This is a genomic window from Marivirga tractuosa DSM 4126, assembly GCF_000183425.1.
Lineage (GTDB): Bacteria > Bacteroidota > Bacteroidia > Cytophagales > Cyclobacteriaceae > Marivirga > Marivirga tractuosa.
The window spans coordinates 1,581,836-1,599,050 of the sequence record NC_014759.1 but is presented as its reverse complement, the minus strand read 5'-3'; the positions used below and the strand labels follow the sequence as shown (position 1 = coordinate 1,599,050).

General features: G+C 36.0%; 17 protein-coding genes. 1 reads left to right on the top strand and 16 read right to left on the bottom strand.

The genetic code is table 11. The features are described 5' to 3' along the window. Positions 1-58 precede the first annotated feature (58 nt). The 12 genes from FTRAC_RS06570 to FTRAC_RS06515 all read right to left on the bottom strand — a co-directional run bounded on the left by FTRAC_RS06570 (position 59) and on the right by FTRAC_RS06515 (position 10,836). The gene (locus FTRAC_RS06570) at positions 59-625 is read right to left on the bottom strand and encodes a hypothetical protein (RefSeq protein ID WP_013453452.1); all 567 of its coding nucleotides are present in this window, start codon (positions 623-625) and stop codon (positions 59-61) included. Between the two features lie 935 nt (positions 626-1,560). Then, entirely contained in the window at positions 1,561-1,800 is a 240-nt protein-coding gene (locus FTRAC_RS06565; RefSeq protein WP_013453451.1) for a hypothetical protein, read from the bottom strand. A gap of 5 nt (positions 1,801-1,805) precedes the next feature. Next, positions 1,806-2,204, bottom strand: a complete 399-nt coding sequence (locus tag FTRAC_RS06560; RefSeq protein WP_013453450.1) for a hypothetical protein — start codon at positions 2,202-2,204, stop codon at positions 1,806-1,808. Between the two features lie 94 nt (positions 2,205-2,298). Next, a complete protein-coding gene (locus FTRAC_RS06555; RefSeq protein WP_013453449.1) occupies positions 2,299-2,985 on the bottom strand; it encodes a DUF4386 domain-containing protein in 687 nt (228 codons plus the stop codon). Between the two features lie 186 nt (positions 2,986-3,171). Then, a complete protein-coding gene (locus FTRAC_RS06550; RefSeq protein ID WP_041649590.1) occupies positions 3,172-3,657 on the bottom strand; it encodes an SRPBCC domain-containing protein in 486 nt (161 codons plus the stop codon). A 100-nt stretch (positions 3,658-3,757) separates the two neighbouring features. Then, positions 3,758-4,333: a YdeI/OmpD-associated family protein gene (locus FTRAC_RS06545; RefSeq protein WP_013453447.1), complete on the bottom strand. Its 576-nt coding sequence runs from the start codon at positions 4,331-4,333 to the stop codon at positions 3,758-3,760. 30 nt (positions 4,334-4,363) lie between these two features. After that, positions 4,364-4,870: an AAA family ATPase gene (locus FTRAC_RS06540; protein ID WP_013453446.1), complete on the bottom strand. Its 507-nt coding sequence runs from the start codon at positions 4,868-4,870 to the stop codon at positions 4,364-4,366. A gap of 397 nt (positions 4,871-5,267) precedes the next feature. Beyond that, a complete protein-coding gene (locus FTRAC_RS06535; protein WP_221405921.1) occupies positions 5,268-7,073 on the bottom strand; it encodes a helix-turn-helix domain-containing protein in 1,806 nt (601 codons plus the stop codon). Positions 7,074-7,553: 480 nt separating this feature from the next. Beyond that, complete coding sequence (locus FTRAC_RS06530; RefSeq protein ID WP_013453444.1) at positions 7,554-8,099, bottom strand: hypothetical protein; 546 nt, start codon at positions 8,097-8,099, stop codon at positions 7,554-7,556. Positions 8,100-8,111: 12 nt separating this feature from the next. Further along, the gene (locus FTRAC_RS06525; RefSeq protein WP_013453443.1) at positions 8,112-9,140 is read right to left on the bottom strand and encodes a serine hydrolase domain-containing protein; all 1,029 of its coding nucleotides are present in this window, start codon (positions 9,138-9,140) and stop codon (positions 8,112-8,114) included. Continuing rightward, complete coding sequence (locus FTRAC_RS06520) at positions 9,133-10,242, bottom strand: acyltransferase family protein (RefSeq protein WP_013453442.1); 1,110 nt, start codon at positions 10,240-10,242, stop codon at positions 9,133-9,135. Before FTRAC_RS06520 ends, FTRAC_RS06525 begins: the two co-directional genes overlap by 8 nt. Positions 10,243-10,251: 9 nt before the next feature. Then, positions 10,252-10,836, bottom strand: coding sequence for an ankyrin repeat domain-containing protein (locus FTRAC_RS06515; RefSeq protein WP_013453441.1), 585 nt, complete (start codon positions 10,834-10,836; stop codon positions 10,252-10,254). A 214-nt stretch (positions 10,837-11,050) separates the two neighbouring features. On the opposite strand from FTRAC_RS06515, the gene FTRAC_RS06510 reads away from it, so the two are divergent. Then, a complete protein-coding gene (locus tag FTRAC_RS06510; RefSeq protein ID WP_013453440.1) occupies positions 11,051-13,129 on the top strand; it encodes a helix-turn-helix domain-containing protein in 2,079 nt (692 codons plus the stop codon). 262 nt (positions 13,130-13,391) lie between these two features. Here FTRAC_RS06510 and FTRAC_RS20095 read toward each other — a convergent pair whose 3' ends face one another. The 4 genes from FTRAC_RS20095 to FTRAC_RS06495 are packed head-to-tail and all read right to left on the bottom strand — an operon-like array spanning position 13,392 to position 17,194. Continuing rightward, positions 13,392-13,514, bottom strand: a complete 123-nt coding sequence (locus FTRAC_RS20095; protein ID WP_013453439.1) for an acetyltransferase — start codon at positions 13,512-13,514, stop codon at positions 13,392-13,394. A gap of 20 nt (positions 13,515-13,534) precedes the next feature. Beyond that, complete coding sequence (locus FTRAC_RS06505; protein WP_013453438.1) at positions 13,535-14,272, bottom strand: CPBP family intramembrane glutamic endopeptidase; 738 nt, start codon at positions 14,270-14,272, stop codon at positions 13,535-13,537. A gap of 58 nt (positions 14,273-14,330) precedes the next feature. Next, a complete protein-coding gene (locus FTRAC_RS06500) occupies positions 14,331-16,586 on the bottom strand; it encodes a CocE/NonD family hydrolase (protein WP_081457016.1) in 2,256 nt (751 codons plus the stop codon). 5 nt (positions 16,587-16,591) lie between these two features. Continuing rightward, a complete protein-coding gene (locus FTRAC_RS06495; protein WP_013453436.1) occupies positions 16,592-17,194 on the bottom strand; it encodes a hypothetical protein in 603 nt (200 codons plus the stop codon). Between the last annotated feature and the right edge of the window lie 21 nt (positions 17,195-17,215).

The following is a 17,215-nucleotide window of genomic DNA, read 5'->3' as shown; positions in this document are numbered from 1 at the left end:
TTGTTATAAATCTCTCCCTACTTTAGGCAGTAAGTATTGAGAATCACTGTTGCTTATGTTAGAATTTATACCCTATGCGCAAATGCATATTTGGTTCTAGTCCACCTTTGTCTTCAGAATAACCTGCGCGCTTAGCAAATGTGAAACTGTATCCTATTCCGATACCTGCTTCATAATTGAAATGCTCCCCTAAATTTCTTCTAATTCCCCATGTAGGTATAATAGCGAAATCACTTACTACCGGAGCATCGTCAGTATTGAACAGGGCTAAATCGGGATGATAACTAGTTTTTAAGGCAATAAAATTGCCACTGTTTCCATCAATTCTTTTCGAATTCTTTGAGCGTTTTTTGAGATTGTAATAAAACCTTGGCTCAACAACTATTACAGGGGTGAGGATAAACGGAGAGTTATAATCATCATAATAAGTAGTTTCCCAGATACCAAAATCAAATCCAAGCTCTGTTCTCAGTGCAATGCTATTTGAAAGTTTCACTTCATTATATGCCCAGATTCCTAAAACTCCAGTTTGTAGTCCGAATGTTGATTGTTCAACGCTAGTATTTTGAGACTTGGCAATTAAAGTTAGTCCGCACAATGTCAAGATTAATAATGTCCTTTTCATAATTTCATTTTTTAAATTCCTATTTTCACAAAGTATCTCCCCTTATTATTAGTCCATTTTTTTAAAGGGGAAATGAATCATCTAATGATTCTTCACTTTGCTTTATCGATTTGATAATGTAAAGATGGAGTGAAAAGGAAGCTGAATCGTCCTAAAATGAAATTCCGAACTTAAAAGTGATATTTGGTACTTTTTAAACTGGCTTAAGTTTGATTGGTCTTCACCCAGGCTCTGGGTGTCATTGCTTGGTTTTTTTGAATGTAGTATTGAAGACTCTCTTAGGGTTAAAACCACTTACGTAGGCCAACCCAATCAAGCAAATGTGTGAATTGTCCGAATCCAAGACTAGCTTTTGAAATGTTCAATGCGCTTTTTATTGATAAACTTGTTGAAGTTGTTGCTAATAGATTCATTCAATATACATGAATGCTGATTAGGGTGGATAGCTACTTGCTAGGCTATAGCATGTAAAGTAAGAGAAGGGTAGGGGTACGGTCGCTATGATTTCACATAAGCTTGTATTTTCTTCCTCAGTTTTCTTGTGAGGGTGATCAAGGTTTCTGTTTTTTGACTTTCTATGACTTCGGACAAATCCTCCCTTGATGGCTGGCTGGAACTATTATGGCTTTACATAGAATACATTGTTGAACGAATCCGTCAGAGGGCGGAAGCCTGCCGTTTTGTTCAGACTTCCGTAACTTAGGTTGTGTATTCATCTATAAGTTAGAGCATCTTTCCAGAGATTTTAGCTTGAGCATCTTTGCCTCGCCCCATAAGTGAACCAATGACCATTCCACCAATTAAACCTAGAGAAACTCCTATTGAGCGTTCTAAATTAGATAAAATCGCAACTCCAAATAGTAAACCAAATACTAATCCTAGGCCACCATATAAAGTTGTGTAATACCCTTTTGTAGTTAAGGAAAATGCGTCTTTTAAATATTTTTTAAAATCATTAATCGCTTTTTTATAATATTTTTTCTGTTTACAGAGTTTGATTTTAGATTAAAATTATCTAATTCTGTTTCTATAGATTGAATATCACTTTCAGGTAAATCTTTCTTTTGTAAACTAGTTATAATTTGAACAAATTCTTGGTAAACCTTTTTCTCAGATTTACGATTTGTCTCAGCTTCTAAACTTTCAAAAAAGTTAATTGCGTTTTTTAGTGTCATAATTTTTAAGATTTCTTATCTATTCTGGATGGATTATTTATAAAGACATAACCAAACAGTATTGCGAAAACGAAATAGACTGCAGTTAACGAAATAACTATTTCTGAATGGGTATGAATTTTAGTAATTATTTTAATTAGAGCTAATGCTCCAACTGCAAAATGCATGAAATTCCCAATAGCGATAGGCCTATTGTAAATGCCGCCAATTAGAGATCCTTTTGCCATCCAATTCAACATTGTGAATCCGAGATAAAGTGCACCTAATAATTGTAGTGACAAAATTGATATTGGGTTTGGTGTTGCGCTCAGACTTGAGATAATTTCATCAGGTATAAACGTGAAAGTGATTCCTAGAGCACCTAAAAAAAAACAACTTGAAATCATTACTATTTTTGTGTTCATTATTTTCATTCTATATCTTTCAACGGTTTAGATATTCGCACTGTCCCGAAGGGCATTGCGTATAGGTTTTGTTCTGTGCCGTTTTAATTAACTTTTACTCGTTCATAGGTCTTATGCCAAAAATTAGTAAATAACCTATCATCCAAAATTCTCCAATGGTTGCGGGTAGAGTTAGAAAATTATTGAAGCTAAAATCAATTCCTGCGTAGTGGATAAGGGTGCTAATTAGATAGCCAATACCACCTAAAACAATAATTCTTCCTAACCAGACAGGCATTCTTTTTGATTTGATGACTATGCATCCCATAGGAAATAGCCAAAGTCCAAAGAATAGACCACCAATACCCCAAGCATTTGAAATTATATTTTGAAAGCCCTGAATTAGTAAAACTTTGTCTTCCATAGCACCTATGTCAGAATTAGCAACACCTAAAGCAGAGGCGATTGAAATTGCACTTATCATAATGGCTAAAGCATTCACCATTCCCCATATACCTAGAGTCCAAGCTTCCCATTCATAACTATCTTTAAATAATTTATAAAACCAAATAGCGGTAAGGGCTTGAGATATTACAATGGCAAACTCTAAAAGCAGCCTAATTCTTACAGTAGATTCTAACTCTATTAAATTCGTTAGCGTTTGTTCAGGGTTACCAGACACAAATATTTGAGAATGAAAGACCATAAAACCTAAAATCCCTGAAATAGCCATCATTAAATACCAAGCACCAGTTATCCTTGCAGTTTTAATCAATTGTTTTTGTTCTGTATTTCCTACCATAAATTATTTGTTTTCAATGTTTTATACTAATTCTGAAGATGTAATAAGGTACTCGTTGCAGTTTTGCACTGATGGCACACAACGTTTAGTACATGGTGTCCTAGCATCCCGCAGGGGACTATCCACTATACACCCCGTTTTATGCCGTTTTTATTTTATTCATTTTGATATTTTTTGTTGACAATATTAATTAAGCAAGAGCTCATCGATGCGACAGTAACCCATTTCCATTGCAGCACCCGTCCCAGTTGCTAAGGCTTCATCACGTTCCTTTTTGGAACCATATTCAATCAATGTTCTAACGTTGGTACCTTCGTTTACTGATTCAAAAGTTAAGGTGACTACAGTACTTTTTGTGATTCCTCCTTTCGAACTTCCAATCTTATGCTGCTCGTCTTGAACTATCTTTTGATGTGTTGCGATTTTACGAAAGGCACCTGTAATGTCGATTTCTAAGCCTTCTACTTCATTTCGAAAAACGTTCCTATAATTACCACCGATTCGAAAATCTATTTCGCAAACCGGCATTGACCATCCAGGAGGGCCAAGCATCCATTGACTAACCAAGCTTGAATTGGTGAAAGGTTTCCAGACAGATTCTACTGATGAATCAAATCTTCTTATTACCTCAACCTTTGTTTCAGAAAGGCTTTTTACAACTGCTGGTTTCATATTTATCCTCATTTTTTTATTTCATTAAAATTTCATCACAGGTTAGTCTCAAGCGCGGTGGCTAAAAGAGTATTTCGTATGCTTATTATTGTAAGCCGTTTTATCTAAACTGTTTTGGTTTCATCTGTACACTCGCGTTTTCAACGATTTCCGAAATTCGTTTATTTCTTGTGTTATCTCTCTTAGCCGAAGCAACCCAGTATAGAAATCCCTTTTTAGAAGACTTATTTAGACTTTCAAAGTATTGCAGTGCTCCTTTCTTTCTTCTTAGTTCTCGTTCTAGGTCTTCAGGTATCTCTAGCCTTTCAACAGTATCTAGAATTGTCCACGAGCCATTTTTTTTTGCGACTTCAATGCTTTTAAAGCCAGCATCTTTCATAAGTCCCTGGTCAATTAAGTTTTTTACTTTATCCTTATTCACTTTTGACCAATTACTTTTCGGCCTTCTTTTACTAAAATATTGTATGAATCGCTCATCATCTATTGTCTTTTTAGTGCTGTCAATCCAACCAAAGCAAAGAGATTCGTCAACAGAATCACTCCAACTGAGATTGAAATTAGGAGTGCTTTTTTTATAAAAAACCAACCAAACGGCATCCTTTTCTTTATGATTCAATTCGAGCCAGTCTCTCCACTCTTCTCTACTACTTGGACAAATTTCTTCAGCTTCTTTCATTCTGAGTTCTCTAATGTTACGTACTGTCTCTTATTCTTTAGGGTTGGTATCTATTATTACGGCATTCATTAATTCGCTTTCTGTTGGTTTATGAAATTCCCCTTCCATAAAATCAAACATTCCCGGTGTTACTTCGAATGAGAAAGTTTTACCTCTATTCACGTTTCTATCTAATACTCGTTTTCGTCTAATTGGATGTTTAGCAGAAACATAGTGTAATTGAATCTCTTTACCATTTTCTTCGGCTAATTGCTTGAATAATTTCCTTTTCTCTTGCTTAGTAAATCCAAGATCAAGTATCACATCACATCCTCGATTAGATATATCTTCTGATAATTCCCATATTAGCTTTTCGCATCTTTCAACTCTTTCCATAATCCATTTTAGATTCATTGATTTAGGAAGATCATCTCCATACAATTTCCACATCCAATTATCTATTCCCAAATGAATTCCTTTAACTTCGTCTGCTAATTTCTTTGAATATGTTGATTTTCCTGCCCCTTGAGGTCCAAAAACAATATGTATTTTACTCATTCAGTTTTTCTTATTATGGTTTTTTCTTCCTGCTTGCACTTAACATCAGGATAACAGAATTTCTGCTATATCACTTATATCACTAATGTTTTTTGGCAGTTTTACTTCATTATAAAATCAGATTCCTAAAACTCCGGTTTGTACTCCGAACGTTGATTATTCAACACTTGTGTCTTGAGATTTGGCGAGCAAAAATAGTCCGCGCAAAGTCAAGGTTAATAATGCTTTTTTCATGTGCATTTTTTAGAAATTCGATTTCTGTAAAGCACTTCCTTTTATGATTATCAACTCTGCTTTATCGAATTTATAATACAAAGATGGATTGAAAAGGAAGACGAATCGTCCTGAAATGTAATTCCGAACTTAAAAGTGATATTTAAACCTGCTTTAAATAGGCTTAATTTTGATTAGCCTTTAGCCAGGCTTTTGGTGACATTCCTTCCTTATTTTTAAAGAAGGTATTGAATACCGATTTAGAATTAAAGCCGCTGTCGTAGGCTAGAGCTAACAGGGTAAAGTGGCTATTTTCAGGATCTAGAACAAGCACTTTGAAGTGCTCCAAACGTAAACTATTGATGTATTCGTTGAAGTTTTGGCCAATTCGTTCATTCAGCAACCAAGAAAGCTTGTTACTGCTAATATTCAGGTTTTCGGCAAGCGAACGTAAAGATAGAGAGGTATTCAGAAACCACTTTTCTTGCTTCATTCCTTTTTCAAAAACTTCTAAGACCGTACCGATCTCAGCGTCTGACATTAAGGCGTTGGAGGCAGGAGAGGCAATTTGTATTTCGGGATTAGGTGGTAATAATTCTGCTCGGAAAGCCGCTTCTACTAAATCCTGAAATCGCTGATATTGGTGTAATGGTTTAAGCAGCGGAATATTCATAAAGTTTATGATTTGACCGGAACGCATTCTGATGTTTTCTTCCAAAAAGTCTAATGCCATTTCGTGTTTTCCTAAATGGACCAACAGAAAAAGTTGCCAGGGGAAAAGTGCTCCCCCAGAATCCTCTTTTATCATTGAGCTGACCATGCTGATATTAGTATCGATCTTATCCTCCGGATTGACCAATTTGTATAATACTCTGCATTCTTCCGGTTTCTCTACCAGAGGAGTTTTATCTAAGAAGTCATATAGTTTTTGGTGATCTTTTGTAAGAATTAAGCAAAGTTGTTTTAGTGCAATGGCATGTGTAAAATTTGGGTTGATGCTCAATGAGGTCTCTATACATTCCAGTGCTTTTGTGTAATCCTCTTTTAAATAATGAATATTCGCTTTGGTGAAATAATGATTCGGAGACAGAGGGTTTATTCTTAGAATATTATTGGTATGCCTTAGTGCTTTATCGAAATAACCAACTGCTGTATACAATTCGCTTAAACATTCTTCTGCTTCTGTATAAGATGGATTAAGCTCTATTGCTTTATGAAAAGACTTATGGGCATTGATGAAATCCCAATGCCCCCAAAAGGACAACTCTCCTTTACTAAAGTACCCTACATAGGATTGATTATCCAGTTTAAAGCCTTTGTTAAGGTTCACTTCTGACAGCTGTAATAAGCCTTCATTATTTCCCCAGGATCCAGCCATGGTATAACAATAAGACAAACCAAAGTAAGGCAAAGCAAATGTGGGGTCTATCGCTATACATTTTTCATAGAGTTCTATAGCATTTGTGATTCCAGGCCCATCCCACATTAAATGCTGATGACGACCTTTAAGATAAAGGTCATAGGCCTCCATATTTTTAGTTGGTGCTTCAATTAAATGTTCTTGAATGTTCAGGTGACCAAAGTTTTCACGGATCTGGTCAGCAATGCTTAAGCTGATTTCATCTTGTACTGCGAATATGTCCTCTAAATCCCGGTCGAAATTTTTTGACCACAAGTGAGTCCCGTCATCAGTACTGATCAACTGCGCTGTAATGCGAACTCTGTTTTTGGCTTTCCGTACGCTACCCTCCAAAACGGTACTTACTCCTAACTGATCACCAATGGTTCGTACGTCTATATTTTTATTCTTAAATGCAAAGGAGGATGTGCGGGCAATGACCTTCAGGCCTTTAACGTTGGTTAGGGCGTTGATTATTTCTTCTGTAATGCCATCGCTAAAGTATTCGTTTTCTGGGTCAGCACTCATATTAACAAAAGGCAGAACCACAATGGACTTATTGGATGATGATATGGACAGCTGGTCGTTCATCTCCTTCGATACTTTATCTGGCTTCTGCTAATTGCCATTGGTTATTTATGATTTTCTTTTAATTAGCTATAACGTTCTTGTATATGAGCGGTATCGGATTTTAATCGACTACTTTTCAGCTTACAATGTACATTAATTTACTGAAAAATGTCTTGAGTTAGCACTCAAATCGCTATTGTATATTCAGCGATTCTGTGTAATGGTTTTATTCTTTTTCTTTTGTATCGAGGTTATAGCTTCTTTAAGTTCTTTTTCTCTCTATTTAATGATGATAAAAAGGTCTCCTTTAGGAGTGTCAAATGATTTTATTTTATCTGTATTTGCCATTTGATACCATTCAAAAATTGAAATTATGCTGCCCGTAACTGAAGGAAAAGGAATTGTACCGTGGATGTCCTTAGGATAAAATTTTCAATCAACAGATAATCCGTTTTTAGCTGTTCTTGTTTTTTTATTCTCTTATCTAATATTGACATATGGCTAGAACCTGTATCCTAAATTGAATTGAAAAGCAAGGTTAAATCTAAACGTATCAAACAGCTTTTGACTAGCAAATGCCGCATATGGAATATCGGACTTCTTACTATAGGAGTATATGCCAGTGCTGATATTCGTGCCAAGATACACTTTTTTAAATGCCTTGATTTCAATGCCATAGCCCCCGTTTAAAAACAGGTAATTGTAATCGGTAGGGTAGTAGGTGTCTCGAGCACTTTTGATGTATGAAAAACGAGCTATCAGGTACATATTGAATTTATTCTCGGTTCCATTTGGAAAGTACTTATAGTTAAATTCAGTACTCAACAGTTTTTGAGATGTTCGGCTAAAAGGGTTGAATCCTAAACCCAATTCGAGTTGATTTTTTTCTTTGATATAGGTCAGGCTAGGTACAATCCGAATTGGATATAGTTCACCATTTACACTAGAGTTCAAAGCAACTCCAAAACTTCCTTTGGAGTCACTTGACTGTGCATTCGTTACAAATGACATTAAGTTAATCAGCGTAAAAAGGATAAAGTATTTCATTATTTGTTTTTCTTAAAGTCCTTTTTCGATGGATTTCAAAATTCTGCTGTATACACATTCAAGTTCAAGCCAGAACCACTCCTTATCACTTGTATTCACGAATTGAATAACTATCGTATCAATATCGCTGTGGTAACGAGCAATACTGGTGTATCCTGGAAGCCAACCAGTATGTTCATATTCATACACAGACGAATAAATAGCTTGTTCCTCATCGCTAAATAAACTTCCATCAATTAAGGCTCTAAGGAATGTACCCACGTCTTCGGCTGTTGCAATCATGGAGCCTCCAGGCCTGGTATGATCCCAAGACTTTAGGTCGGGTTCCCAGCCTTTTAAGTATCCACTCATGACCTGATTGGAATCAACCTCACTATAGAGGCTATATGTATCATCTAGATCGAGTGGAATAAGAATCTCATTCTGAATAAATTGATGATGAGAATACCCAAGGGTTCTGTCAAGAATTTCTCCCAGCAAAAGATAATTTGTATTGGAGTAGGCATATTTTTTATTGGGTTTAAAATCCGCAGCTTTATCATAGATCAATTTGGCTGTGGTCAAATAGCTTTCAGTCGTGCCTTCTTTGAATTCTGGCTCATAAATGTATTCTGGAATTCCACTACGGTGCGAAATCATCATTCGTAGGGTTATTTGCTCAGCATATTCAATATGTGTGACCACTTCTGGGATAAGATCAATCAATTTTTGCTCGAGATCTAATGCTCCGGAAGCTATTAACTTTGTGCATGCTGCAGCAATGTAAAGCTTACTGATACTCCCGATTTTGAATAAATCATGCGGATCCGCTGGTATTTGTTTTTCTCTATTATTGAATCCCGCACTGTAAAATGACGACTTCCCTGATTGATTTACATAAACAATCATGCCATCAAACTTGCCTTCAACGGCTTTTTGCATTTCCTCCTCTATTGATCCTGGTATGTAAAAAAGATCCTTTGAACATCCGCATAGAAAAACAGCGACAGTAGTGAGCCCTAAAATGAGACCAATCAATACTTTTAGGTGTGGATTATTCATAACTTCCTAATTTCAATTCATTCTTTTGGGTAACTGAATTTTTACTAGAGCTTAACTTTTCTTTCAAGCCAAAAAGTGGTCTAATCCAACTAATCCTTCTTATTAGAAACTCATAGCTTATAAAGCATCCTGCAAAAGTAGCTAAGATGACTGCTACTAATTTCGCAAAAGGCTGAATACCTAATGGGAAGATTACCAAAGAGGCAAGATACAGAAAAAACATATGAATTATGTAGATCGGATAGGCAGCTTTACTTAAATAGGTTAGTGCTTTGCTTGGGTGATTTAAATATTTGTGACCAAACCCGAAGACCGTAAATATCCATAAAATAGATTCCACAGGGATGAAGTAATTCAACAGATCACTAGTGACTCCTTGTATCCGCAAAAGATATAAAGTAAAAGCAATCGCAAGTGTTGCCCATCGTAGTTTTGTAACATTCTGCCAGAAATTTTGCCCAGAATAAACACATGAAAACCCCGTCAAAAAAGCAAGCATTCCCAACCAAAAACCATGAGGTGTCATAGCGTAGAGTTCGAAGTTTTCAGGTTGCACCAATAACCCTTCTGTAATAAACGGAATCATTAAAACTAAGAGCGCTATTGGTTTAGCCATGAATTTATTCAAGACTGACAATAGCTTGCTCTGCTGTTTGCTCTTCAGGTAAAAGAACAATGGTGTAAAAATCAGGACATATATAAATATGTTACCCAAAAACCATAGATGTGCAGGATTTAGCATAAAAGATAAGTCCTGATGATAATAGTATTGCCATAGCCAAACATGCAAAGGCACAATTACTAACATTCCGAAAACAAAAGGTAGCAAAATTCGCTTTGATCTTTCTAACAGTAATCCTTTCCAACTTCGTCTTTGAATGGCAAAATAGACGCCCATTCCCGAGACAAAAAATAACAAAGGAATTCTCCATACATTAAGCATGGACATAGGAGTCCAAATCCATTCTAATGATTTGTCATTCTGAATAAAACCAATAAATACGCCCCATGGCTGAAAGCCAATTGCTATATGGTAAATTAACAATAAACCAATAGCAATGACCCTTAACCAATCGATATCATATCTTCTTTCGCTTAGCATTTTTTCAGATTATTGATGATTCTTAATCATGTCCGCGATATGCTTCCTGTTTTCTTTTAGTTGCTCATAATCTAATTTTAAACCCAAAGGCCCAAGATCTTTGCTGATTTGATCATAGGTTGGTTTCAACACCTCAAATGGAGCCGAAACGGATTCAAAAGCAGTTGCATCATACGAGTTTTTTGTTGAAGTCTCTGCACCTTTTTCAAGCAAAGCCTTGACAATTTCAACTCTACCGTAGAATGACGCTGTATGCAAAGGAGTTGAGCCATCCGCACTTTTTGCGTTTAAATCAGCACCACTTTCTATAAGTAGCTTGGCTGCTTCTGTTTTTCCAAAAGTGGCTGCAATATGTAAGGGAGTTGAACCATAATCATCTTTTTCATTCAAGTCTGATTTTGCCGCTACATGTTGTTTAATAACTTTTACATTCCCGAAAAATGCTGCTTCTTGAATAGGTGTACTTGGTTTTTCTGCTTGCTCAGATTTAGTACTTTTTTCCTCGCTTTGTTGGCAAGCTACCGTTGAGCTTAATGCAACTGTGATAGCTAATACACAAAGTACTTTCGATGTTTTTAATTGAATTCTTTTCATGATTTTAATTTTTAGTGTTAATAAATTTTTGATTTACACAAAGGTCTGCAGGAAACAAGAATGACAGTTAGCAAGCATGCTTCAATAGATATAAGTCATGCATTTTGTATACAAACTATGGAGAAGGGCTATAAACTATGACGCAAACCCGTCAAATAAGCAGTTGTAAATGGTATTTTAATTGCCGAATATTGCATATCAGCACAGCACTCTCATGTTAGACTATCTAAACCATCAAAGCCCCTTTTTACAAAAGGTAGTAGCTATAATTCAAGACAATTTGGGCAATGAACACTTTGGTGTAACCGAGCTGGCAGAAGCTTTGAACATGAGCAGATCTAACTTACTTCGCAAAGTCAAACAGGAAACAGGGGAATCAGTCAGTGTATTTATTAGAAATGTTAGATTACAAAATGCTCTTCAATTATTAAAAGAAAGTGAACTCACAGTTTCTGAGATATCATTTCGAGTAGGTTTCAGTAGTACCTCTTATTTTACGAAATGCTTTAGGGAATTATATGGACATACTCCTGGAGATACATCAAAAATAAATATTGAAAGAGACCTAAGCGAAACTAGCAATCCTGATTCACAGAAAAGTTTAAGATCAAAACGACCTATTCTGGTCGGAATAGGTATTCTCTCCATTGTAGCAATAGCACTTTTAGTAATTTACTATCAAAAGAATAATACCCCTTCAAAACAATTAGCCAAGTCGGTGGCTGTTCTGCCATTTAAAAATGATAGTGCCGACAGTACTAATGTCTATTTCATGAATGGATTAATGGAGGCAATATTAGACAATTTTCAGAAAATAGAAGACCTAAAAGTAACCAGTAGAACCACATCTGAAAAGTATAGAAATGATTTAAAGTCAATACCAGAGCTTTCAAGGGAGTTAAATGTCAATTATTTCGTTGAAGGCAGCGGGCAAAAAATCGGGGATGAAATTGTATTAACTATCCAATTGATTGAGGGACCAAGCGATAAACATCTTTGGTCGAAGCGATACAAACGAGAGCTAAATGATGTTTTCGCGCTCCAAGCTGATGTAGCTAAAAGCATTGCGGCAGAAATCAATGCCGTAATCACACCAAAAGAAGAAGAGCGAATTGACAAAATTCCGACCAATAATTTAGTGGCCTATGACTACTATTTAAAAGGATTGACCTTATTAAATGATGATACTGGCAATGGCCTGAAAGAAGGAATTACTCAATTTAAGAAAGCGATTCAAGAAGATGGAGAATTTGCCAATGCCTACGCCTATATCGCAATCTCATATTATTATTTAGACCTTTTTCGAGAGGAAAAACAGCACACAGAAGAAGTTAAGAATTATGCTGACAAGGCAATGCTTTTAGATGCTGACTTGGGTGAGAGTCTGATTGCAAATTCTTTATATTTTATGCAAATCAAGGATTTCCGTAAAGCAGAGGAAGCCTTATTAGAAGTTTTGGAATATTATCCTAATGTTGCGTGGATTCACAATTTCTTGTCAGATATCTACGCCTATATGCTTCCCAATACTAAAAAATATTTGATCCATGCATTGCAAGGGATCGAAGTAGCTATTTCAGACAAAGATTCTGTATCTGCAAGCATCACCTACTTACATTTAAGTAATGCTTTGGTACAATCAGGTTTTGTTGATGAAGCGGAGAAATATATTAAGAAATCGAAGGCCTATAATCCTCAAAATCATTATTCAAAATACCTCCATGAATATATTAAGCTTGGCCAGCATAATGATTTGAGACAAACTAAATTTGCGCTGATCGAAATCTTTAATCAGGACACGACTAAAATTGATGTGATCAGCGAAGTCGCTAAAGTCTGTTATACCTTAGAAGAGTACCAAGAGGCTTGGTTTTATTATGAAAAGCTTATTTCCATCAGGTCTGCATTGAAATTAGATATTTATCATAATTATGATCTCAATATGGCATTTGTTTTGGAACAACTTGGAAGGAAACAGGAGGCCAAGAGCTTTTATGAGAGCTACTTAGCTTTTGCAGAAAAGGATAAATCTATTTATCAAGAATTGACTATGGCTGCCTATTATGCAGCCAAAGGGGATATCGAAAAAGGCATAAACGGCTTAAAGGCATTTTCTAAACAGGATAATTATCAATATTGGTTCGTTCTATTTCTTGATAAGGATCCGATTCTATTAAAAATGAAAAATCACCCTGATTTTCAGAATACAGTACAGAAAATCCGAACCAAATTTTGGGAGAATCATGAAGAAATTAAAAAAATGCTTGTCGATAAAGATATTGTTCGAATGTAGTTTTGACAATTTCAATAAAACCACACTACTTGATATGGGCAAATGCAATAAGTAATCGAAGACTAATAGTTCAATTCGCTAATCTATCTTGTCAATTCGCTTATGCTGATGTTAAGCTTTAATCAACAGTTGCTTGACTTTTGATTTTGTTTGCTATTACCTGTGCTACAGCACTTTAAGACAAATAATTTTGTCCTGTATTAAATTCCCTTCCACTTCAATATGCTTTGTGTTTCTTGGTGAATAGTTGAATGATCCACTTCTATGCTCTGTAGGCAATATCAGCTTCTTTCAAGAAGTGATGTGTTGCCCTTACAGAAGCCTCCCAGACTTCTACTATTTCTAGGTAATTACTTTTATTTACTTTTTCTATTAGAGCGTCCATGTTTTTGAGAGTGATTAAAGTTATGCTAAAAGCTTCCAACCGGCAAAACCTACAATAGCATAAAATAAATTACTTAAAATATGAATAAGTATAGCCATTTTTAAAGAGCCGGTTCGCAAATAGATCCATCCCCAACTAATACTAAAAAGGAAGTACATAGGCCACAAAATCATTGGGCTGTGGCCAGCTGTGAAAACAACTGAGGTAATCAAAATGGCTGCCCAAGCAGGTAATTTCTTAGCAATGGAGGATTGCAGATATCCTCTAAAAACAACTTCTTCCATGATTGGGCCAACAATTAGAGCCAAAAGTAAAAAGCCGCTCATTTCAAGTGCACCTCCATTCTCCTGAATAAAGCTAAACATCTTGGAGCCGCCTCCGATAATCCCGCCATAGTCATAGGCTGGAAGAATCACTGATCTGTATATCCATGCTAAAAAATGAGTTAATGCTAATACAGCTACTACCAATAAAACCGCTTTACAATTTTTGATCTTACTGGCTTGCAAACCTATCTGAGAGTAAAAAGAGTCTCCCGATCTTCTCAAATCCCACCAGAATAGCAGTAAAATCATGATGCCACTCAGCAGGGTAGAAGATAATCCTATAATTTCAATTGGAGTGTTATTTGTCGGGGTCAATTTAAAGGCATAAGAAATGAAAATTCCTGCCAAAAGCTGACATGCGTACATGGCAACTATAGCCAAAATTCCTCGCTTTATAGTTAATTGATGCTGTGTTGAACTTAGTTCTTTCATTTTATACGATTTAAATATTTTTAATAAATCAGTAATAATGTCTTAAGGAAGAATTCCCTTATTGCTCTCGCCATAAAGGAATTCTTAATTTGCTTTCAGGGTGAAAATTGATAATTATAGGTTCATCAGCATCCTCTAATTTTTCTAAACTTACATCTTTTCCTGATCCATAATTAATCTGTGAATAGGGATTTTTATTTCCGTTTATGACCGCTATCAGTCTACTGCCAACAGCTATTTTTTTACTAATAATACGGGTATTGTTGAAAGTAAGGGTTGTTACCTTATTTGGAGTTAATAATTCTCTCTCCTCTATGCTTTTAGCATGACTAGCTCTGCCTATAATATAGCTTAAATGAAAATAACTTCCATCGGCCAGTAATTCATAGAGGTTGATGGAATAATCAAAATCTTGTTTATTGGTTGATACCTTAAACTCTCCTGTAAATGAGCCATTGATTACCACTTCCTCTTGAAAAGCATTGGTTTTGAAAACTAAACCGTCCTTCAAGTTTATATTATCTTTTATAATTGGCCAAGGGTAATAATCTGCATTGTTGGGTGTTGACCGATCTGCTAAGTCTATGCTAAGCTGAATAGGTTCAACTTCCCTGTTCATTTTCTTTGCAAGCTGAAAGGACGAATCCTTTTCATTAGAACTTAAATAGAATACTAAAGAATCGTTACTCATTTCAGCAAGCGTTGGCCTATGCAACCACTTATTCTCACCCATGACTTGAAAGTTTACCTTGTCTTTCAGTAAGCGAGGTTTTTTCTTTCCTTTTAAGATATAATCGAACCACTCAAAAGCTAGCCCAGTTTGAATTTTAAGGTTGGCTACACTATCAATTTCATAGCCCCGTAAATTGGCGCTCGATTCAGTCTGGGCACCAAAATGATCATAAGGCCCGAGTAATAAATAATGTTCAGCAGTTGGATTATATTTTAAATGCTCCAAATAATAATACATCGCGCCACGCTGACCATCATCATAATAACCTGTGGTTGTTAGAATAGGGATATCAATATGAGCAAATTCCTCTTGATAAGGTATAAAGCCTTGCCAATAACTATCGTATGTAGGGTGGCTGATCCACTCTTGAAATAAGGGACTAGGTACACCATCAATGGAATCCATCTTACTGTAAGCTAGACCGTTGGTGTACCAGGTATTTTGCATTCTATTCCAACGGGCAGCATCAAAATTTGCACCATTATCCAATAGCTTGTTGTTGGTTACAAAAGGAATCCATTTATAAGGAAAGTTGTGAAAGACATTGTTCTCCATGGGTACATCAAGCCCCGGTGCTGCAGAAACCGAAGGAATAATGGTTTTTAAAGCGGGATGCACCTTTTCTTTCATGGAAGCCCACTGGCTAAACCCATTATAGCTTCCCCCATACATAGCTACCTTTCCATTACACCAAGATTGTTTACTGATCCAATCTATAGTCTCATAAACATCTTTGTATTCGTGTTTATACGGCTCGATGGCATTGGTGCTTTTTCGCTTGCCACGAGAGTTGGCAATCACGCCAACATATCCCTTTGACGCTGCGATCATTGCCTGGTTTTTATTGGAATTATCTGCGTAAATAGTGAAGATTAAAATAGCAGGTAATGCTGCTATCTTTCTTTTTCGAACGGTGATGACCGAAATTTCAGCACTATCCCTTGCCGAGATGATTAGTGATTCTTCAATTAAATACCTATCATTCTCATCTCTTTCTGTTTCCTCAAAAATGATAGGTTCAGTAAGGGAATACACATGATAGAGAAAATATGCATTTAGGATGCCCTTTGCTTCATCAGCTGTTAATTTTTCCTCCGGAGCACTATCGTATTTAGCTTGAAAGTCATCAGTAAATTGAGCCACTCCATCATAGGTAGTGAAATTAACCGTTATAGTGGAGGCCATAATATCAGTACAGTTTTTTACATATTGAGAGAAGACAAACCGATAAGAATCGTTAAAATTCTCGCCTGACTTATTTTGCTTTATCTTCGCTTTAAGATACAATTCGTATTGCGAGTAAGTAAGATGACCTTCCGAAGTATTTCCAGCTCTAATATTTCTAATGGTTTGGATAGCATCTTCATTGTGGCCAGCAATCATTTCATATCTCAATAGCTCCCGATCGCCAATGTTTAGGCCTTCAGCTTTAGTGTATTCCAAATAACGATTGGCCAAATTATTCATTGCCAGATCAAGCGCAGCTGTATCATTTATTGCTCTTTTCTCAAAATCCAGATTTTGACTAAAAGCACTCATGCTGATACTTATTAAAAACAGTATAATTAGTAAATTTTTCATCCTAATTATTTTCCGCTTTTATAATCGTATAGTTCAAACATATAGGAACCATAGCCATCATCTTGAGCGTGTTTGATGCTTGTTTTCAAAGCCGGTGCGTACCAGTAGGTATCATTCATTTTGCCACTTCCTGCTTTTGTATTGGTGAAAGTCCCTTTATGCTCAATCTTGTAGGCCATAAATCTTCCAGCAAGAACCACTACTTCTTCATAAGAAACTACTTCTACCTCTTGATTGGTGATCATAGCTGTACCTTCAGCATTTTCCCACTTACTTTCAAAAGTCCACTTTTTACCTACCTCCAAAGGCCAATCGCGAAAAGGAGTGTTGCTTGTCTCTTCCTTGATGGTATTGGAAATCAGTACTGTGTCAGTACCATTCCAAAAGCCTAGGCTTCCTTCAAAGGCAACAACTTCCCGTTTGTCTTGGCCTTCCCATCGGATTTTTTCGCCAGCAACACTTTTTTCCATCCAGGTCCATTGTTCTCCAATGTGATAGTCTTCTAAACTAGGTTTTTGTGCAATTATACTTTCTTTTTCTTCTTTAGGGGCTGTATTACAGGCATATAGTAATGCCATGGTAATAAATATTACGCTATATTTTTTCATGTTCAGATTTGTTAAGGTTTA